This window comes from Streptomyces sp. NPDC032126, assembly GCF_055580085.1.
This window is the reverse complement of the sequence record NZ_JBVIMA010000006.1, coordinates 1-16,336: the sequence shown is the minus strand read 5'-3', so window position 1 is coordinate 16,336 and position 16,336 is coordinate 1. Positions and strand designations below refer to the sequence as shown.

Here is a 16,336-nt window from a genome sequence, read left to right as displayed (position 1 = left end):
CGGTGAAGGCGGCTACCCGCCGACCGCCCCGGCCCCCTGGACAGCCACCCCGTCCTGGCCCCCCACCGTGAACCCGATCACCGAACCGCCCCCCGCGCGGCGGAAGGCGAAGGGCGTGCCGCCGTGCGAGAGCGCCACCTCCCGGACGATGGACAGGCCCAGCCCGGAGCCCGGCAGGGAACGGGCGTCGGCGGCCCGGTAGAAGCGGTCGAAGACCCGCGTCAGATCGCAGTCGGCGATCCCCGGCCCCCGGTCCAGCACCTCCACCCGCACGGTGCCCGGCCGGGCCGGCCCGGAGACATTGATCTCGACGGGCGCGGTGCCCTCCCGGTCGAACTTGGTCGCGTTCTCCACCAGGTTGGACACGGCCCGGGTGAGCAGCCCCGGCCGCCCGTCGGTCGTCGTGTCGCCGCTCGCCCGCACCACGACCTGCCGTCCGGTGCGCCGCCGGGCCAGTGCGGCGACCTCCTCCGCGATGTCGGCGAGGTCGACCTGGCGCGGCGGCTCGGTGTCGGACTGGCCGGCGGCGAGGTCGACGAGCTCGTTGACGAGATCGGTGAGCTCGCGGGCCTCCAGGGTGAGGTCGGCGACCAGTTCGTCACGGGTGTCCGGCGGCAGCTCGTCGATGCGCCGCAGCAGCGAGATGTTCGTCCGCAGCGAGGTGAGCGGGGTGCGCAGCTCGTGCCCCGCGTCCTGGACGAGACGGCGCTGGTCCTCCTCCGACTGGGCGAGCCGGCCCAGCATGCGGTCGAAGGCGCGGCCGAGGCGGCCGACCTCGTCGGAACCGGTGACGGGAACCTGGACGCCGAGGCGCCGGGTGCGGGCGACGTCCTCGGCGGCGGTGGTGAGGATGACCAGCCGGCGGGTGATGCGGCGGGCCAGCCACCAGCCGAAGAGCCCGGCGGCGGTGACGACGGCCGCCATCAGGACGAGGGTGCGCTGCTGGAGGGCGCGCAGCAGGTCCTCGGTGTCGCTGAACTCCTGCGCGACCTGGACGGCGCCGCGGCCGCCGCCGAGGGAGACGGTGGCGATGCGGTAGACGTCGCTGCCGACGTCGACGTCCTTGTGCTGGGTCATCCGGCCGGGGGAGCCGGCCCGGGCGGTGGCGCGGTCGGCGCGGGTGACGGGCAGGGGCGGGCTGCCGGGGTCGACGACATCGCCGATCCGGCCGAGCACCTGCACGTCCGTCCGGGCCGGCCGGACGAGATCGTGGCCCGGGGCGGAGGACGAGAAGTCGTCCGGGCTCATGGCGTGCTGGCGCACCTCGGCGCGCAGGTCCTGCACCACCTCGTCGAACACGGACTGCTGGTCGACGCGGACGAGTCGGGCGGCGGCGTTGTAGGAGAGGATGCCGACGAGGACGGTCACGGCGGCGGTGACGGCGGCGAAGGAGAGCGCGAACGTGGTGCCGAGCGAGACGAGCTTCGGCCCGCGCACCACCGACCACGACCGGCGTACGGCCGACCCGAGCCGGCGCGACCGACGCGCCCGGCGCGAGATGCGCGACCAGTGCGAGCGGCGGCCGGCCGGCACTCAGTCCTCCCGCAGGACGTACCCCACGCCGCGGACGGTGTGGATCAGCTGCGGGGCGCCGGGCTCGTCGAGCTTGCGGCGGAGGTAGCCGACGTAGACGGCCAGGTTCTTGGAGCCGGGTCCGAAGTCGTAGCCCCAGATCCGGTCGTAGATCGTGGCGTGGTCGAGGACGATCCCGGCGTTGCGTACGAGGAGTTCCAGCAGCTCGAACTCGGTGCGGGTCAGCTCCAGCTCGCGCGAGCCGCGCCAGGCGCGGCGGGCCTGGGGGTCCATCCGCAGGCCGGCGGCCTGGACGTGCCGCGCGGGGACGGGGGCGGGCTGCTGCTCCCTGGGTCCGGCGGGGGCGGACGCGGCGGGGGTACCGGGGGCGGTGTCGGGGCTGGTGCGGCGGAGCAGGGCCCTCAGGCGGGCGAAGACCTCTTCCACGTCGAACGGCTTGACGACGTAGTCGTCGGCGCCGGCGTCGAGACCGGCGATGCGGTCGGCGGTCTCGACGAGGGCGGTGAGCATGAGGATCGGGGTGCGGTCGCCTTCCGCGCGCAGGACGCGGCACACCTGGAGGCCGTCGATCCCCGGCATCATCACATCGAGGACCAGCACGTCCGGCGGGTTGGTGTGCGCCTGCGCGAGCGCCTCGACTCCGTCGGCGACCGCGATGACCTGGTAGCCCTCCAGGGTGAGGGCCCGTTCGAGGGCATGCCGGATGGCACGGTCGTCTTCGGCTAGCAGCACGGTCTGAGGCACGCTCCCCAGTCTGCACGTGCCTCGGACGGTTCAGCCGCACGGGGCCAGTCGGGGTCACCCTTCTTACTGGGCTCTCACCGATCGGCCCCGGTCCCGGCGCGCCGGCCGGCGGTCAGTGCGTGGCTTCGGTCAAGGCCGCCAGCTGGTCCGCGAAGGGGATCATCTCAAGGGCGTCCTTCACCACTGGCCGGGTCCCGGTCAGGCCCCGCATCAACCCGGCCAGCTCGCCCGCCGCCCGGTCGATCCGCCCGTCCAGTCCCTCCGCGCCCCAGTCCTCCGAGGCCGCGTAGACACCGGTCGGGACGACGACCGCCTTGAGGTGGGCGAACAGGGGCCGCAGCGCGTGCTCCAGCACCAGGGAGTGCCGGGCCGTGCCCCCGGTCGCCGCGATCAGCACCGGCTTGCCCGCCAGCGCCCCCGGTTCCAGCACGTCGAAGAAGGACTTGAACAGCCCGCTGTACGACGCCGAGAACACCGGTGTCACGACGATCAGGCCGTCCGCCCCGGTCACCGCCTCCTGTGCGGCGGCCAGCGCCGGCCCCGCGAACCCGTTGGTGAAGTTGTGCGCGATCTCCACCGCGAGCTCCCGCAGCTCCACGACCTCGACGTCCACCGGCGTCCGACGGCCGACCGCCGCGGCCAGCCGGTCCGCCAGCAGCCGGGTCGACGACGGCACGCTCAGCCCCGCCGACACCACCACGAGCCTCATGCCACAGCCTCCGTCCGTGCCGCGGCCAGCAGCGACGCGTGCGTCGGCGCCTCCGGCACACTCTCCGGCCGCCCGATCGCGAACTCCTTGCGCAGCACCGGCACGACCTCCTCACCCAGCATGTCGATCTGCTCCAGCACCGTCTTCAGCGGCAGCCCCGCGTGGTCCACCAGGAACAGCTGACGCTGGTAGTCACCGGCGTACTCCCGGAAGGATAGGGTCTTCTCGATCACCTGCTGCGGCGATCCGACGGTCAGCGGCGTCTGCTGCGTGAAGTCCTCCAGCGAGGGCCCGTGCCCGTAGACCGGCGCCTCGTCGAAGTACGGCCGGAACTCCCGTATCGCGTCCTGGGAGTTCTTCCGCATGAAGACCTGCCCGCCGAGCCCGACGATCGCCTGCTCCGCCGTCCCGTGCCCGTAGTGCGCGTACCGCTCCCGGTACAGCTCGACCATCCGCTTGGTGTGGTCGGCCGGCCAGAAGATGTTGTTGTGGAAGAAGCCGTCGCCGTAGTACGCGGCCTGTTCGGCGATCTCCGGGGAGCGGATGGAGCCGTGCCAGACGAACGGCGGTACGCCGTCCAGCGGGCGGGGCGTCGAGGTGAAGCCCTGCAGCGGGGTGCGGAACTTCCCCTCCCAGTTCACGACGTCCTCGCGCCACAGGCGGCGCAGCAGCGCGTAGTTCTCTATCGCCAGGTTGATGCCCTGGCGGATGTCCTGCCCGAACCACGGGTAGACCGGACCGGTGTTGCCGCGCCCCATCATCAGGTCGACCCGCCCGTCGGCGAGGTGCTGGAGCATCGCGTAGTCCTCGGCGATCTTCACCGGGTCGTTCGTGGTGATCAGCGTCGTCGACGTCGAGAGGATCAGCTTCTCGGTCCGCGCGGCGACGTATCCGAGCATGGTCGTCGGCGAGGACGGCACGAACGGCGGGTTGTGGTGCTCGCCGGTCGCGAAGACGTCCAGGCCGACCTCCTCGGCCTTCAGCGCGATGGCGACCATGGCCTTGATCCGCTCGCGCTCGGTCGGCGTACGCCCCGTGGTGGGGTCCGGCGTGACATCGCCGACCGTGAAGATCCCGAACTGCATGGTCGCTCACCCTCCAGGTTGTTGACCGTTCAACTATACCCGGAAACCACGCCCACGTCCCGTGTATTCCGAACGCCTCCGCCCCCGCACTCCGCCCGCTGTCAGTGCCCCGCCCTACCCTTCCGGCATGACCGCCCCACGCCGTGACCACCGAGGCATCGTCGGCGCCGCGGCCTTCCTCGCCCACGTGGAGTTCCGCCGCCCCGAGCCCGCCGAGCCCCTGCGCCGCTACGTCGAGCACTACTGGCTGATCGACTGGGACCTGCCCGAGCCGTACGTCTCGCACGTGGTCCCGCACCCCGTGGTCCATCTCGTCTTCCAGCGGCTCGCGGGCCAGGAGCCCTTCGTCGAGCTCGCGGGCATCCCGTCCGGCCTCTTCACCCAGAAATTGGAGGGGCGGGGGCGGGTCTGCGGCATCAAGTTCCGCCCCGGCGCCTTCCGCCCCTTCGCCCCGGACCACCCGGTGAGCGCGTGGACGGGCCGGCGGATCCACTTCCCCGACGCCTTCCCGGCCGCCACTCCGGCCGCCGTCCGCGCCGTCCTCGCGCCGGACGACGAGTCCGCCCGCGTCGCCGCCCTGGACGCCCACCTCCTCGCCCTCTCCCTTCGCCCCGATCCCCAGGCCGACCTCGCCACCGCCCTGGTCGACCGCGTCCGCACCGACCGCACGATCCGCCGCGTCGCCGACCTCGCCCGCACCGAGGGGCTGTCCGTACGACTGCTGCAGCGCCTGTTCGCCGGGTACGTCGGCGTCGGCCCGAAGTGGGTCATCCTGCGCTACCGCATCCACGAGGCGCTGGAGCGGGCCGAGACCGACCGGGACGTGGACTGGTCCGCCCTCGCCGCCGACCTCGGCTACGCCGACCAGGCCCACCTGGTCCGCGACTTCACGACGACGGTCGGCGTGCCGCCCACCGCCTACGCCACGAGGACCGCGCCACCGGCGTGACACGACCCGCGTGACCTTTACCGGCTTGACGGCGAGCGGGTCACCCTGGATATTTATCTGCGTGACGCAGATATTGCACGACACAGATGCCAGTCCATCCGCCGCCCTCGCCGCCCGCACCCGCTGGGCGATCCTCGCCGTGATCCTCGCCGCCGACGTCCTGGACCTCCTCGACGCGACGATCACCACCATCGCCGCCCCCACCATCAGCGCCGACCTGGGCGGCGGCGCCGCGCTCATCCAGTGGCTCGGCGCCGCCTACGCCCTCGCCCTCGGCGTCCTGCTCGTCCCCGGCGCCCGCCTCGGCGACAGGTACGGCCGCCGGCGCCTCTTCCTCATCGGCCTCACGGGCTTCACCGCCGCCTCCCTCGCCTGCGGCCTCGCCCCGACCCCCACCACCCTCGTCCTGGCCCGCCTCGTCCAGGGCGCCTTCGGAGCACTGGTCATCCCCCAGGGCTTCGGCATCCTCGGCGCCACCTGGCCCCGCGACCAGATCGGCAAGGCCTTCAGCGTCTTCGGCCCGGTCATGGGCCTGTCCGCCGTCGGCGGCCCGATCCTCGCCGCGTTCCTCATGGACGCCGACCTCGCCGGCCTCGGCTGGCGCCCCATGTTCCTCATCAACCTGCTCCTCGGTGGCGGCGCCCTCCTCGCCGCCCTCCGCCTGCTCCCCCGCGACACCGGCACCCGCGGGACCCCGCTCGACGCACCCGGCGCCGCCCTGCTCTCCGGTGCCATGCTCGGCCTGCTCGGCGGACTGATCGACGGCCCGGAACACGACTGGGGCGCCCGCCCCCTCGCCCTGCTGACCCTCGGCGCGGCCCTGTTCCTCGCCTTCTGCCACCGCCAGCGCACGGCCGCCCACCCGCTGATCCGCCCCACCCTCCTGCGCAACCGCGGCTTCACCTCCGGCCTGATCCTCGGTGTCGTCGCCTTCGCCGCGATCTCCGGCCTGCTCTACGTCATCTCCCTCTACTTCCAGCGCGGCCTGGGCCGCTCCCCCGCCTCCACCGCCGCGGCCCTCATTCCGCTCTCCGCCGGCATCGTCATCGCCTCGATCGCCTGCCATCGCCTGATCCACACCCTGGGCCGCCGCCTCATCGCGACGGGCCTGCTGCTGATCCTGGCGGGCTGCGGCTGGCTCCTGGCCCTCATCTCCACGGACACCACGGGCAGTTGGGCCTTCGTAACGCCCCTGCTGCTGACCGGCACGGGCATGGGCGCCTGCTTCGGCACGATCTACGACATGACGATCGGCGACATAGCCCCCGAGGAGGCGGGCAGCGCCAGCGGCTCCCTCAACGCGGTACAACAACTGGCCAACGCGATGGGCGCAGCGGCGATGACGACGCTCTACTTCCACACCGGGGGCGAAACCCACGCGGCAACGGTGAGCTTGACGGCGGTGGCGATCTCACTGGCGGCGTGCATGCTGTTGGTCCGCCTCCTGCCGCGAAAGACCCAAGAGACGTGAGCGCGACCAGCCACAACGAACCCGCACCCGGCCCGCCTCGCCCCGCCACAGATCAAGGCACCAACACAAGGCGCCCGCGAACCCCACCCTCAGCAAGCCGAGCGTGAGCCTTCACCGCATCCTCCAGCCCGAACGTCTCGGCGACCCGGAGCGTCAGCTCCCCCGCGTCCACCATCCGCACCAGCTCCGCCAGCCGCGCCCCGTCGGCGCTCACCTCGACCGCCCCGGTCCGAATCCCCCGCACGGACTCGGGCTGCGCCTGCGGAATCACCCCCACATACGCGCCCCCGTCCCGCACCCACGACAGCGCCGGCTCCCCCAACACGGCGGCGTCCAGGACCGCGTCGTACGCCCCGGCCGCCCCCTCGACGACATGCGAGGCCCCCAACGACCGCACGAACTCCGCGTCGCCTTCCCGCGCCAGCCCGCTCACGGCGACGCCCCTGCGCACGGCGAGTTCGACGGCGTACGCGCCCACCGCCCCCGCGGCCCCCGTCACCAGCAGGGACTGACCGGACGTCAACTCCAGCAGATCCAGGGCCTGTACGGCGGTCAGCCCGTTCAGCGGCACCGTCGCCGCCCGTACCGTGTCGACCGAGGCCGGCGCCTTCGCCACCGCATCGGTGTCCACCACGACGTACTCGGCGTGCGTACCGAGCGGCTTCTCCACCCCGTAGTAGAGCGCCACGACCTCGTCACCGACGCTCCACGCGCTCGCGACGCCGGTCGCGTCGACGGTCCCGGCGACATCCCAGCCGAGCCCGATCTGCTTGCCGGCGCCACCGAAGACACCGGACCGCACACCGGCGTCCACCGGATTGAGGGTGGCGGCGGCCACCTTGATCCGCACCTGCCGCGCGGCCGGCTCCGGCAGCTCCGCGTCGACGATCTCGACGACCTCGGGGCCGCCGAACGTCCTCACCACTGCTGCACGCATGTCAACTCCCTTATGGATTCGGCGGGTTCGTCTTGGTTTCGTTCCCGCAGTGACAACCCTAGGAAGGGGTACTATCTATTCGGAAGTAGTTACCCAGAGGTGCGTACATACCCCGGAGGGAAGCCATGGCGACGATGACCGCGGCCCAGCGCCGCGAACAGGCACGGGCCGAGTACGACGCCTTCATCAGGGCCTGCCCCACCAACCAGCTCCTCGGCCGCCTCAGCGACAAGTGGGTCAGCCTGGTCGTCGCCGCCCTCTCCACCGGGCCCATGCGCTACAGCGACCTCGGCCGCAAGATCGCCGGCGTCAGCCCGAAGATGCTCACCCAGACCCTGCGCACCCTGGAGCGCGACGGCCTCATCACCCGCACGGTCACCCCGTCGGTCCCGGTCCGCGTCGACTACGAGCTCACCCCCCTCGGCCACAGCCTGGCCCTGCTGCTCACGGCCGTGAAGGACTGGGCGGAGACCCACTTCGACGAGGTCCACGCGGCCCGCGAACGCTACGACGCGGAAACCGAGGAAACCCCGGAGAACCAGGGGGACCAGCCGGTCCGGGCCGGGGTCTAGACCCGCCCCTCCCGCAGCCGGGCGATCTGCTCGCCGCTCAGCTCGACGGTCCGGTGCATGTGCCGTACGACCACGGCGAGTTCCCGCTCGTCCAGGTCGTCGAAGAGGGCGGACCAGGTGCCGCCGAGCCGGTCCCACATCCGGCCGAACTCGGCGATCTTCTCCGGCACGGTCACCACCAGCACCTTGCGCCGGTCGTCGGCGTCCCGCTCCCGGCGGACGTACCCCGCCCGCTCCAGCCGGTCCACCAGCCGCGTCGCCGACCCCGTCGTCAGCCCGGTGAGCTCGGCCACCCGCCCGGTGGTGACCGGCTCGGACTCCAGCGTGAGCAGGTTCAGGCACTGCAGATCGGTCGGGTGCAGCCCGATGTGATCGGCGACGGCCTGGTTGAAGAGGGCGTAGGAGGCCATGTACCGCCGCGAGACGGTGGCCAGTTCGTCCAGCAGCCGAGCCCTTGAGTCCCCGGACATCCCCAGCCCCTCCATCTCTTGCGCCATCCCTTGCGCGACACAGAAATCGTACGACGCAGAAACCCTGCCGCCGAGCCCGGTGACATGGTTCAGAAGTAGTACGGATCCCCCGTGTCCAGCACCAGCACCCGCTGCCGGTCGTTCCCCCGATCGCGGTCCTGCGCCCCGCCGCCCCACAGGGTGTCGATCTCCAGCGTCACCTCGCTCGGCCGCCCCCGCAGCCACACCCCCAGCGCGATCTGCTCCCCCAGCCCGTCGGCGACCAGCTCCCCCGTCCGGCACACGACGTCCCGCGTCCCCGTCCGCGCGCATCCCTGCGGCAACGACGGCTCGCGCTCGTCGAGCGGCACCGACCAGCGCAGCCGTACGGTCGCGTCGCCGACGTCCGAGGGACCGTGATTGCGCGGGGTCAGCCGCACATCCACCCGCCCCCCGTCCAGCACGGCGTACCCGTGATACGAGAGATCGGCCTCGGGCGGGCCGGCCGCCCCGGCGGGCCCGGCGAGACAACCGACGACCGCCACCACGACCGCACCCACCATCGTCCCGCGCATGCCACCCACTCCTCACCGGCCGACGCCCTCACCTGGGTCGTACGGATGTATGCCACGCCCGTGGCCGCACAGGCGCCGTCCATCAGGTGACACGGACCGGCCATACGGATCGCCGTGCGAAGCTGCCCGCATGTCGATCCTCCGCTCCGCCGCCCTGTTCGTCGTCGCCGCCGTGTTCGAGATCGGCGGCGCGTGGCTGGTCTGGCAGGGCCTGCGCGAACACCGCGGCCTGCTGTGGATCAGCGGCGGCGTCCTGGCGCTGGGCGCGTACGGCTTCGTGGCCACGTTCCAGCCCGACGCCCACTTCGGCCGCGTCCTGGCGGCCTACGGAGGCGTCTTCGTGGCGGGCTCGCTCCTGTGGGGCGCGCTGGCGGACGGCTACCGTCCCGACCGCTGGGACGTGACGGGAGCATCGATCTGCCTGCTGGGGATGGCAGTGATCATGTGGGCACCCAGAAACTAGGGCCACCTATCCTTGGCACGACCAAGCCGCACAACGAAGCCCGCCGAGGAGCAACACATGGCCCCGTCCCGGATAGCGGTAGTAACCGGCGCCAGCAGCGGCATCGGCGCAGCCACAGCCCGCCACCTGGCGGCAAGCGGCTACCGAGTCGTCCTCACGGCCCGCAGGGAAGACCGCATCGAGGCCCTCGCCAAGGAGATCAACGAGGCGGGCGGCTCGGCGACGGCGTACCGCCTGGACGTGACCGACCGCACGGCGGTGGACGAGTTCGCGACGGCGTTCAGGACGATCGCCGTCCTGGTCAACAACGCGGGCGGCGCGCTCGGCGCGGACCCCGTCGCGACCGGCGACCCGGACGACTGGCGCACGATGTACGAGACGAACGTCATCGGCACCCTCAACCTCACCCAGGCCCTCCTGCCCAAGCTGGAGGCGAGCGGCGACGGCACGGTGGTCGTGGTGTCGTCGACGGCCGGCCACGGCACGTACGAGGGCGGCGGCGGTTATGTCGCCGCCAAGCACGGCGCGCACGTGCTCGCCGAGACGCTCCGGCTGGAGATCGTCGGCAAGCCGGTCCGGGTGATCGAGATCGCGCCCGGCATGGTGAAGACCGACGAGTTCGCGCTGACCCGCTTCGGCGGCGACCGGGAGAAGGCGGAGAAGGTCTACGCGGGCGTCGCCGAGCCGCTGACCGCCGACGACGTGGCGGAGACCATCACCTGGGCGATCACCCGCCCCAGCCATGTCAACGTCGACCTCCTGGTGCTGCGCCCGCGCGCCCAGGCGTCCAACACCAAGGTGCACCGGGAACTGTGATGGGCGATCAGGGCGGCACCCCGGAGGCCACGCCCGAGGCCACGCCGGAGATCTCCCCGGCGAGGGCGGCCGAGAAGGCCCGCCTCGCCGAGGAGACGCGCAACGAGCGCAAGATGTGGTACTTCCTCGCGTACTTCCTCTTCGGCATCCACGTCGTCGCGTTCGTGATGATCTACGCGGTCATGCACGCCAAGTAGCGATCTTGAGTCCGTCCGCGGGTAAGACTGACGGAGTGGACAGACACATACCCTTCGAGGCCCTGCACAACTTCCGCGACCTGGGCGGCTATCGCACGGCGGACGGCCGCCACCGCGTCCGCCCCGGCCGCCTCTACCGCTCGGACTCCCTGGGCAAGCTCCGCCCCGGCACCCCGGACTGGACCCGCTTCCTGTCCCTGGGCATCGGCACGGTGATCGACCTGCGCTACCCGTGGGAGATCGAGCGGGCGGGCCGCGTCCCGGACGACGCGTCCTTCGCGTACCACAACCTGAGCATCGAGCACCGCCCGTACGAACAGGCGTCCCTGGCCCCGGACATCGACCCGGGCCCGTACCTCTCGGCACGCTTCATGGAGGTCGCGGAGGACGGCACGAAGGAGATCCGCGAGACGCTCGAACTGATCGCGGAAGCGAAGCGCCCCCTGGTCTTCCACTGCGCGTCCGGCAAGGACCGCACCGGCCAGACGGCCGCCCTGGTCCTCTCCCTGCTCGGCGTGGACGAGCGGACGGTGGTCGAGGACTTCACCCTCACGGAACTGGCGGTACCGGGCCTGCTGGCCGACTGGACGCGGCGGAACAACGGCCGCACACCGACCTGGCGGGCCTACCCGCACACCCCGCCCGAGGTCATGCGCCTGTTCCTGTCGGCCCTGAGGTCCCGCTACGGCTCGGTCGACGGGTATGTGCGGCAGGCCCTGTCCCTGGACCCGACCGCCCTCAAGGAAGCCCTCCGCGCGCAGTTCCTGGAGGACATCCCCACGCGGTGGCCGGAGTTGACGTACCGCAGGGCGACCCCCGAGGACGCCCGCGCCCTGAGCCGTCTGTACGACACGTCGGCCCTGTGGCAGCGGTCCCGGGACATCGCCCAATGGCAGCCGGGCGCGAAGGACGAGGCCCACTTCCGCCACCGCATGCGGGAGGGCGAGGTCTGGCTGGCCCACGCCGGAGAGCACCTGACCGGCGCCTGGGAGATCTGGTGGGACGACCCGGCGGCCTGGGGCCCCCGCTCCCCGGAGGCCGGCTACATCCACCGCCTGATGACCGTCCCCCACACCACCCCACCCGGCACCGGCCGCAGGATGCTGACCGAGGCGGAAGCCCGCATAGCGGCGACCGGCCGCCCCTACGCCCGCCTGGACTGCCTCTCCACCAACCCCCGCCTCCGCGCGTACTACGAGTCGGCGGGCTACACCCGCGTAGGAGAACAACAGGCCAAAACAGACGGCCAGGGCAGCCCGTACGCGGTGACACTGCTGGAGAAGCGGCTGAATTAGCCCGCAAGGGTGAACGCCATCGATCACCCGAACGGAGAGCGAACGGGCGATCTAGGCTCGCCGCACCACCCGCGAACAGACGGCCCTCGCCCGGGACCGGCATCCCGACCGAGGGCCTGACCAGCAGGAAGGATCAGCTTCCACATGGCTGACTGCGAGCCTATCGCCCACCGGTTCATGGACCTGACAGTCCCCGAGTACGCCTACATGTTCGGCTTTCTGCAGGCCGACGGACACCTGGCAAAGGGAGCAGGCCAGAAGGGGCGTCTGAGCGTGGAGATCGGCGCCCGTGACGTCGGGCTGCTGCACACGTTCCAGAACCTGACGCCGTATCACAGCAACATCGCCCATCGCACCCGCTCCACGAACTTCGCCGAGACCCACACATCGGCGACGTGGACGCTGTGCGCCCTGGAAGCCAGGACCCTGATCCACGAACTGGGCCTGCCCTACGGCCGCAAGTCGAAGACGATCGCTCCACCGCAGGGCGAGTTCGCGCACCGCGACTACCTGCGCGGCATCATCGACGCGGATGGCTCAGTGGGGTACACCAGCAAGGGCTTCCCGTTCGTCAGCCTGACGACAGCCAGCACGGCCATCGCTGCCTACCTGCGCTTCTACGCAGGAAAGATCACCGGGGCCGAGCGCACGCTCAAGCGCAATGCGCGAGACGGCGTCTTCAACATCCTCTACACGAACGAGAACGCCCAGAAACTGGCAGCCGACCTCTACTACGACGGCTGCCTGGCTCTGGAACGCAAGAAGACCGCAGCCGACTCGCTGAACACCTGGGTCCGCCCGGCAAACATGCGGATCGCGCCCGAGCGCCGCCGCTGGACAGGACACGAGGACCGCGTACTGCTGCGACTGAACGACGGCGCCGCAGCGGCCGAGGAGCTCGGCCGCACGGAGAAGAGCTGCTCCATCCGCCTCTGGCGCCTGCGGAACGGGCAGGCCCGCAGACCGGCTGACCGATAGCCGGCAAGCCAGGCCCCGGTCCGACCGGGGCCTTCCCGCGTCAGCCCTTCACGCAGATGAACTGCTTCAGCTTCGCCACGACCTCGACAAGATCGCGCTGCTGCTCCATCACTTGGTCGATGTTCTTGTAGGCGCCGGGAATCTCGTCGAGCACGCCGGAGTCCTTACGGCACTCGACGCCCCGCGTCTGCTGCTCCAGATCCTTCACCGTGAAGTGACGCTTGGCCGCGTTCCGGCTCATACGCCTGCCCGCCCCGTGCGAGGCCGAGTTGAATGCCTTCTCGTTTCCAAGGCCCTTCACGATGTACGAACTGGTGCCCATGGAACCCGGGATGATCCCGAACTCGCCGGAGCCTGCCCGGATCGCGCCCTTACGGGTGACCAGCAGGTCCATGCCCTCGTACCGCTCCTCCGCCACGTAGTTGTGGTGGCAGGAGATCTCCGGTTCGAAGGTCGGCTTCGCCTTCTTGAACTCCTTGCGGACCACGTCCTTCAGGAGCGCCATCATGATCGCGCGGTTGTGCTTGGCGTACTCCTGAGCCCAGTACAGATCGTTCCGGTACGCAGCCATCTGCGGAGTGTCCGCGATGAAAACGGCGAGGTCGCGGTCGACCAGACCCTGGTTGTGGGGAAGGCTCTGGGCCACGCCGATGTGGTGCTCGGCGAGTTCCTTCCCGATGTTCCGGGAACCGGAGTGCAGCATGAGCCAGACCGAGTCCGACTGATCCAGACACAGTTCGATCATGTGGTTGCCGCTGCCCAGCGTGCCCATCTGCTTCGTGGCCCGTTCCTCGCGGAACTTCACCGCCTCCGCGACCCCGTCGAACCGACCCCAGAAGTCGTCCCAGCCGGCCGTGGCCAGGCCGTGGAAGCGGCCCGGGTCGACCGGGTCGTCATGCATTCCCCGGCCCACCGGAATCGCCTGCTCGATCTTCGAGCGCAGCCGGGACAGATCGCCCGGCAGGTCGTTCGCCGTGAGGGACGTCCGCACCGCCGACATCCCGCAGCCGATGTCCACCCCGACCGCCGCCGGGCACACCGCGCCCCGCATGGCGATGACCGAGCCGACCGTCGCACCCTTGCCGTAGTGCACGTCGGGCATGACCGCCAGGCCCTTGATCCACGGCAGCGTGGCGACATTGCGCAGCTGCTGCAGCGCGCCCTCCTCGACCGTCGCCGGATCGGTCCACATGCGGATCGGCACCTTCGCGCCGGGCATCTCTACGTACGACATATCGTCCTCAATCCCCCGGGGAACATACAAAAGTCTCTTATCGCAAAACCGGCGCCAAGGTCGACAAACTGGACAGCGGACCGGCATCCACGGTGTTGCGTGCGATACACATTGTCTGCAGGCCCCGCCCCCGCCCGGCAAGCCAATTACCAGCGGGGAGACTGGACCCGAACCCCACAGAGCACCGTCGAGAGGATCCGCACCGTGCAGCGGAAGGCTTACGTCCCCGGAGTCGCCGCCCTCCTCGCGATGCTCCTCGCCGGCTGCACCGGCAGCTCGGACAGCGGCGGCTCCACCGACGACTCCAACCCCGGAGAGCCCGGCACGGCCACCGCCCCCGCCGAGCCCGGCAAGTACGACACGCTCCCCGAGCCCTGCGGCGCCGTCGGCCGGAGCACTCTCGACTCCCTGCTCCCCGGCATCAAGCAGCTCACCGACGAGAACGCGCGCGACGCCGCCTACGCCGGCACCGCCACCCTCACCTTCGACACCGACCGCAAGGGCGGCTGCCGCTGGAAGGTCGAGTCGCCCACCGCCACCGACCACCTCTCCGTCGACTTCGAACGCGTCGTCTCCTACGACAACGCCGTCAGCGACGACAGCCAGGCCGAGACCCTCTTCGCCGAGCAGCGGACCGCGGCGAACCTCCCGGCGCCCACCGCGTCCCAGCCGGAGACGTCCCCGGCCACGAGCACCCCGGCCGCCCCTCCCGCCTCCGCTTCCGGTTCCGCTTCGGCGTCCGGTTCCGCCTCGCCGTCCACCACCCCCGCCGACCTCCAGCCCCGCACTCTGGACGACCTCGGTGACGAGGCGTTCCTCAACGACGTCCTCGGCAGCTCCGGTTCGACGGCGAAACAGCGGACGATCACTGTGGCGTTCCGCACGTCCAACGTCATTGTGACCATCCAGTACGAGGAGCAGCCGGCGACGGTCGGCACGGTCCCGGACAGCAAGGAAATGCAGGACAAGGCCAGGAAACTCGCCTCGCAGCTGGCGGACTCCCTGGCCGGCTAGCCGCTTTCGCGCTCCGCCGGCCGGGCCCCGGCAAAGCCCGTGAACCGGAACCGCGCATCTCCTTCACCGCGTACCGTGGCCCCTCGGACCCGATCCGACCGCAGGAACCACGAGCGTCATGAGTGAAGGAACCATGCAGCGACGAGCCCAGCGAGACGACCAGCACCATCCGCGAGCGAAGCGTGCCGGGGGCGTGAACCGCGTCCTCGCCGCCGCGGCCGCCCTTCCCGTACTGCTGTTCGCCGCGGCCTGCTCCTCGGACTCCGGCTCCGACTCCGGCACGGACGCCAAGCAGGACACCGGCTCCGTCTCCCCCGGCAGCCCGGCGAGCGCCGCGCCGACGGTGCAGGCGGCCGCGTTCACCTCGCTGCCGAAGGCGTGCGAGGTGCTGTCCAAGCAGACCCTGACGGACATGGTCGCCAAGGCCAAGGCCGGCAAGCCGGGCTCCTCCGACGATCCCGCCAACCGCGCGTCCTGCTCCTGGAGCAGCCTCGCCAACAACGGTGTCAAGGGCTCGCAGTTCCGCTGGATGAACGTCTCCCTGGTGCGTTTCGAGTCCGACCAGACGCGGGGCAGCGGCGACCGGCTCGCCCAGGAGTACTACGCGAAGCAGGTCAAGGAGAACCAGGCGGTCTCCGGTGCCACGAACACCAAGTCGCACGAGGTCTCCGGCACCGGCGACCAGGCGACCTCGGTGTGGTACGACCTGAAGAAGAAGGAAGGCTCCTTCAAGCAGCAGACGGTGGTCGCCCGCGTCGAGAACGTCGTCGTGACGCTCGACTACAACGGCGCGGGGCTGGCCGGGGAGAAGCTTCCGGACGCGGCGGCGATGGTGAAGCTGGCCGAGAAGGCGACGAAGGAAGCGGTTGCCTCGGTCCGTTCGGCCAATGGTGAGGGCACGGCGGCATCGGCCCCGGCGCCGTCCAAGTCGGCGTCCACACAGCCCTCTTCGCCCACATCCGCCTCCGCTTCGGCCTCCCCTTCGTCCTCCGCTTCACAGAAGAGCTGACGATCCGGCCATACGTTTGCCGCACACTTGTGCCACCCTGTTGCGCGCAACAACACGCAATGGGAGGGGAGTACGAGTGGCCGCGCCACTGCAGCTGACTCGGATGCACCGCGTTCTCATCGGCGTGGTCGTGACCGGCGCCGTGATCATCGCCGGCATCGGCTTCGCCGGTTCGTACGCGGCCGTCCGAGAGCTGGCGATCAAGAAGGGTTTCGGGAACTTCTCCTATGTGTTCCCGATCGGCATCGACGCGGGCATCTGTGTCCTGCTCGCCCTGGACCTGCTCCTGACGTGGATCCGCATCCC

Annotated in this window: 19 protein-coding genes; 11 read left to right on the top strand and 8 right to left on the bottom strand. The window is 70.9% G+C overall.

From position 1 onward, the window contains the following. Positions 1-12: 12 nt before the first annotated feature. From ACZ5NW_RS22435 to ACZ5NW_RS22420, 4 genes are all read right to left on the bottom strand, one after another. A complete protein-coding gene (locus ACZ5NW_RS22435) occupies positions 13-1,440 on the bottom strand; it encodes a sensor histidine kinase (protein WP_468746150.1) in 1,428 nt (475 codons plus the stop codon). A gap of 93 nt (positions 1,441-1,533) precedes the next feature. Next, positions 1,534-2,265, bottom strand: coding sequence for a response regulator transcription factor (locus tag ACZ5NW_RS22430; protein WP_468746149.1), 732 nt, complete (start codon positions 2,263-2,265; stop codon positions 1,534-1,536). A gap of 124 nt (positions 2,266-2,389) precedes the next feature. After that, the gene (locus ACZ5NW_RS22425; protein ID WP_468745667.1) at positions 2,390-2,986 is read right to left on the bottom strand and encodes an FMN reductase; all 597 of its coding nucleotides are present in this window, start codon (positions 2,984-2,986) and stop codon (positions 2,390-2,392) included. Next, positions 2,983-4,071: an LLM class flavin-dependent oxidoreductase gene (locus ACZ5NW_RS22420; protein ID WP_468745666.1), complete on the bottom strand. Its 1,089-nt coding sequence runs from the start codon at positions 4,069-4,071 to the stop codon at positions 2,983-2,985. The genes ACZ5NW_RS22425 and ACZ5NW_RS22420 overlap by 4 nt, the downstream gene beginning before the upstream one ends. A gap of 127 nt (positions 4,072-4,198) precedes the next feature. Between ACZ5NW_RS22420 and ACZ5NW_RS22415 the strand changes: the two genes are divergently transcribed. After that, positions 4,199-5,020 (top strand): helix-turn-helix domain-containing protein, encoded by an 822-nt coding sequence (locus ACZ5NW_RS22415; RefSeq protein WP_468745665.1) that lies wholly within the window; start codon positions 4,199-4,201, stop codon positions 5,018-5,020. Between the two features lie 61 nt (positions 5,021-5,081). Further along, positions 5,082-6,491, top strand: coding sequence for an MFS transporter (locus ACZ5NW_RS22410; RefSeq protein WP_468745664.1), 1,410 nt, complete (start codon positions 5,082-5,084; stop codon positions 6,489-6,491). A gap of 52 nt (positions 6,492-6,543) precedes the next feature. Here the strand turns inward: ACZ5NW_RS22410 and ACZ5NW_RS22405 are convergent, their stop codons facing one another. Beyond that, positions 6,544-7,428, bottom strand: a complete 885-nt coding sequence (locus ACZ5NW_RS22405) for an NADP-dependent oxidoreductase (protein WP_468745663.1) — start codon at positions 7,426-7,428, stop codon at positions 6,544-6,546. A gap of 125 nt (positions 7,429-7,553) precedes the next feature. Between ACZ5NW_RS22405 and ACZ5NW_RS22400 the strand changes: the two genes are divergently transcribed. Beyond that, entirely contained in the window at positions 7,554-8,000 is a 447-nt protein-coding gene (locus tag ACZ5NW_RS22400; RefSeq protein ID WP_468745662.1) for a winged helix-turn-helix transcriptional regulator, read from the top strand. Here ACZ5NW_RS22400 and ACZ5NW_RS22395 read toward each other — a convergent pair. Both ACZ5NW_RS22395 and ACZ5NW_RS22390 read right to left on the bottom strand, forming a co-directional pair. After that, entirely contained in the window at positions 7,997-8,470 is a 474-nt protein-coding gene (locus tag ACZ5NW_RS22395; protein WP_468745661.1) for a MarR family winged helix-turn-helix transcriptional regulator, read from the bottom strand. The genes ACZ5NW_RS22400 and ACZ5NW_RS22395 overlap by 4 nt on opposite strands. A gap of 89 nt (positions 8,471-8,559) precedes the next feature. Further along, a complete protein-coding gene (locus ACZ5NW_RS22390; protein ID WP_468745660.1) occupies positions 8,560-9,024 on the bottom strand; it encodes a hypothetical protein in 465 nt (154 codons plus the stop codon). A gap of 130 nt (positions 9,025-9,154) precedes the next feature. Here ACZ5NW_RS22390 and ACZ5NW_RS22385 point away from each other — a divergent pair, with 130 nt between their 5' ends. From ACZ5NW_RS22385 to ACZ5NW_RS22365, 5 genes are all read left to right on the top strand, one after another. Next, positions 9,155-9,487 (top strand): YnfA family protein, encoded by a 333-nt coding sequence (locus tag ACZ5NW_RS22385; protein WP_468745659.1) that lies wholly within the window; start codon positions 9,155-9,157, stop codon positions 9,485-9,487. A gap of 57 nt (positions 9,488-9,544) precedes the next feature. Next, complete coding sequence (locus ACZ5NW_RS22380; RefSeq protein WP_468745658.1) at positions 9,545-10,303, top strand: SDR family NAD(P)-dependent oxidoreductase; 759 nt, start codon at positions 9,545-9,547, stop codon at positions 10,301-10,303. Beyond that, a complete protein-coding gene (locus ACZ5NW_RS22375) occupies positions 10,303-10,500 on the top strand; it encodes a hypothetical protein (RefSeq protein ID WP_468745657.1) in 198 nt (65 codons plus the stop codon). Before ACZ5NW_RS22380 ends, ACZ5NW_RS22375 begins: the two co-directional genes overlap by 1 nt. Before the next feature lie 35 nt (positions 10,501-10,535). After that, positions 10,536-11,795 (top strand): GNAT family N-acetyltransferase, encoded by a 1,260-nt coding sequence (locus tag ACZ5NW_RS22370; protein ID WP_468745656.1) that lies wholly within the window; start codon positions 10,536-10,538, stop codon positions 11,793-11,795. A 144-nt stretch (positions 11,796-11,939) separates the two neighbouring features. Beyond that, positions 11,940-12,773: an LAGLIDADG family homing endonuclease gene (locus tag ACZ5NW_RS22365; RefSeq protein ID WP_468745655.1), complete on the top strand. Its 834-nt coding sequence runs from the start codon at positions 11,940-11,942 to the stop codon at positions 12,771-12,773. 40 nt (positions 12,774-12,813) lie between these two features. On the opposite strand, the gene ACZ5NW_RS22360 is transcribed toward ACZ5NW_RS22365, so the two are convergent. Further along, positions 12,814-14,007 (bottom strand): RtcB family protein, encoded by a 1,194-nt coding sequence (locus tag ACZ5NW_RS22360; protein WP_468745654.1) that lies wholly within the window; start codon positions 14,005-14,007, stop codon positions 12,814-12,816. Positions 14,008-14,211: 204 nt separating this feature from the next. On the opposite strand from ACZ5NW_RS22360, the gene ACZ5NW_RS22355 reads away from it, so the two are divergent. From ACZ5NW_RS22355 to ACZ5NW_RS22345, 3 genes are all read left to right on the top strand, one after another. Then, a complete protein-coding gene (locus ACZ5NW_RS22355; RefSeq protein ID WP_468745653.1) occupies positions 14,212-15,021 on the top strand; it encodes a DUF3558 domain-containing protein in 810 nt (269 codons plus the stop codon). 133 nt (positions 15,022-15,154) lie between these two features. Continuing rightward, the gene (locus ACZ5NW_RS22350; protein WP_468745652.1) at positions 15,155-16,030 is read left to right on the top strand and encodes a DUF3558 family protein; all 876 of its coding nucleotides are present in this window, start codon (positions 15,155-15,157) and stop codon (positions 16,028-16,030) included. A gap of 76 nt (positions 16,031-16,106) precedes the next feature. Beyond that, positions 16,107-16,336: DUF2637 domain-containing protein (locus ACZ5NW_RS22345; RefSeq protein ID WP_468745651.1), on the top strand; the 230-nt coding region annotated here is incomplete at its 3' end.

Coding starts and splice junctions, on each gene's coding strand:
- ACZ5NW_RS22425 (WP_468745667.1), bottom strand. CDS start 2,986: ATGAGGCTCGTGGTGGTGTCGGCGGGGCTGAGCGTGCCGTCGTCGACC.
- ACZ5NW_RS22420 (WP_468745666.1), bottom strand. CDS start 4,071: ATGCAGTTCGGGATCTTCACGGTCGGCGATGTCACGCCGGACCCCACC.
- ACZ5NW_RS22415 (WP_468745665.1), top strand. CDS start 4,199: ATGACCGCCCCACGCCGTGACCACCGAGGCATCGTCGGCGCCGCGGCC.
- ACZ5NW_RS22405 (WP_468745663.1), bottom strand. CDS start 7,428: ATGCGTGCAGCAGTGGTGAGGACGTTCGGCGGCCCCGAGGTCGTCGAG.
- ACZ5NW_RS22400 (WP_468745662.1), top strand. CDS start 7,554: ATGGCGACGATGACCGCGGCCCAGCGCCGCGAACAGGCACGGGCCGAG.
- ACZ5NW_RS22395 (WP_468745661.1), bottom strand. CDS start 8,470: ATGTCCGGGGACTCAAGGGCTCGGCTGCTGGACGAACTGGCCACCGTC.
- ACZ5NW_RS22390 (WP_468745660.1), bottom strand. CDS start 9,024: ATGCGCGGGACGATGGTGGGTGCGGTCGTGGTGGCGGTCGTCGGTTGT.
- ACZ5NW_RS22385 (WP_468745659.1), top strand. CDS start 9,155: ATGTCGATCCTCCGCTCCGCCGCCCTGTTCGTCGTCGCCGCCGTGTTC.
- ACZ5NW_RS22380 (WP_468745658.1), top strand. CDS start 9,545: ATGGCCCCGTCCCGGATAGCGGTAGTAACCGGCGCCAGCAGCGGCATC.
- ACZ5NW_RS22375 (WP_468745657.1), top strand. CDS start 10,303: ATGGGCGATCAGGGCGGCACCCCGGAGGCCACGCCCGAGGCCACGCCG.
- ACZ5NW_RS22365 (WP_468745655.1), top strand. CDS start 11,940: ATGGCTGACTGCGAGCCTATCGCCCACCGGTTCATGGACCTGACAGTC.
- ACZ5NW_RS22360 (WP_468745654.1), bottom strand. CDS start 14,007: ATGTCGTACGTAGAGATGCCCGGCGCGAAGGTGCCGATCCGCATGTGG.
- ACZ5NW_RS22350 (WP_468745652.1), top strand. CDS start 15,155: ATGCAGCGACGAGCCCAGCGAGACGACCAGCACCATCCGCGAGCGAAG.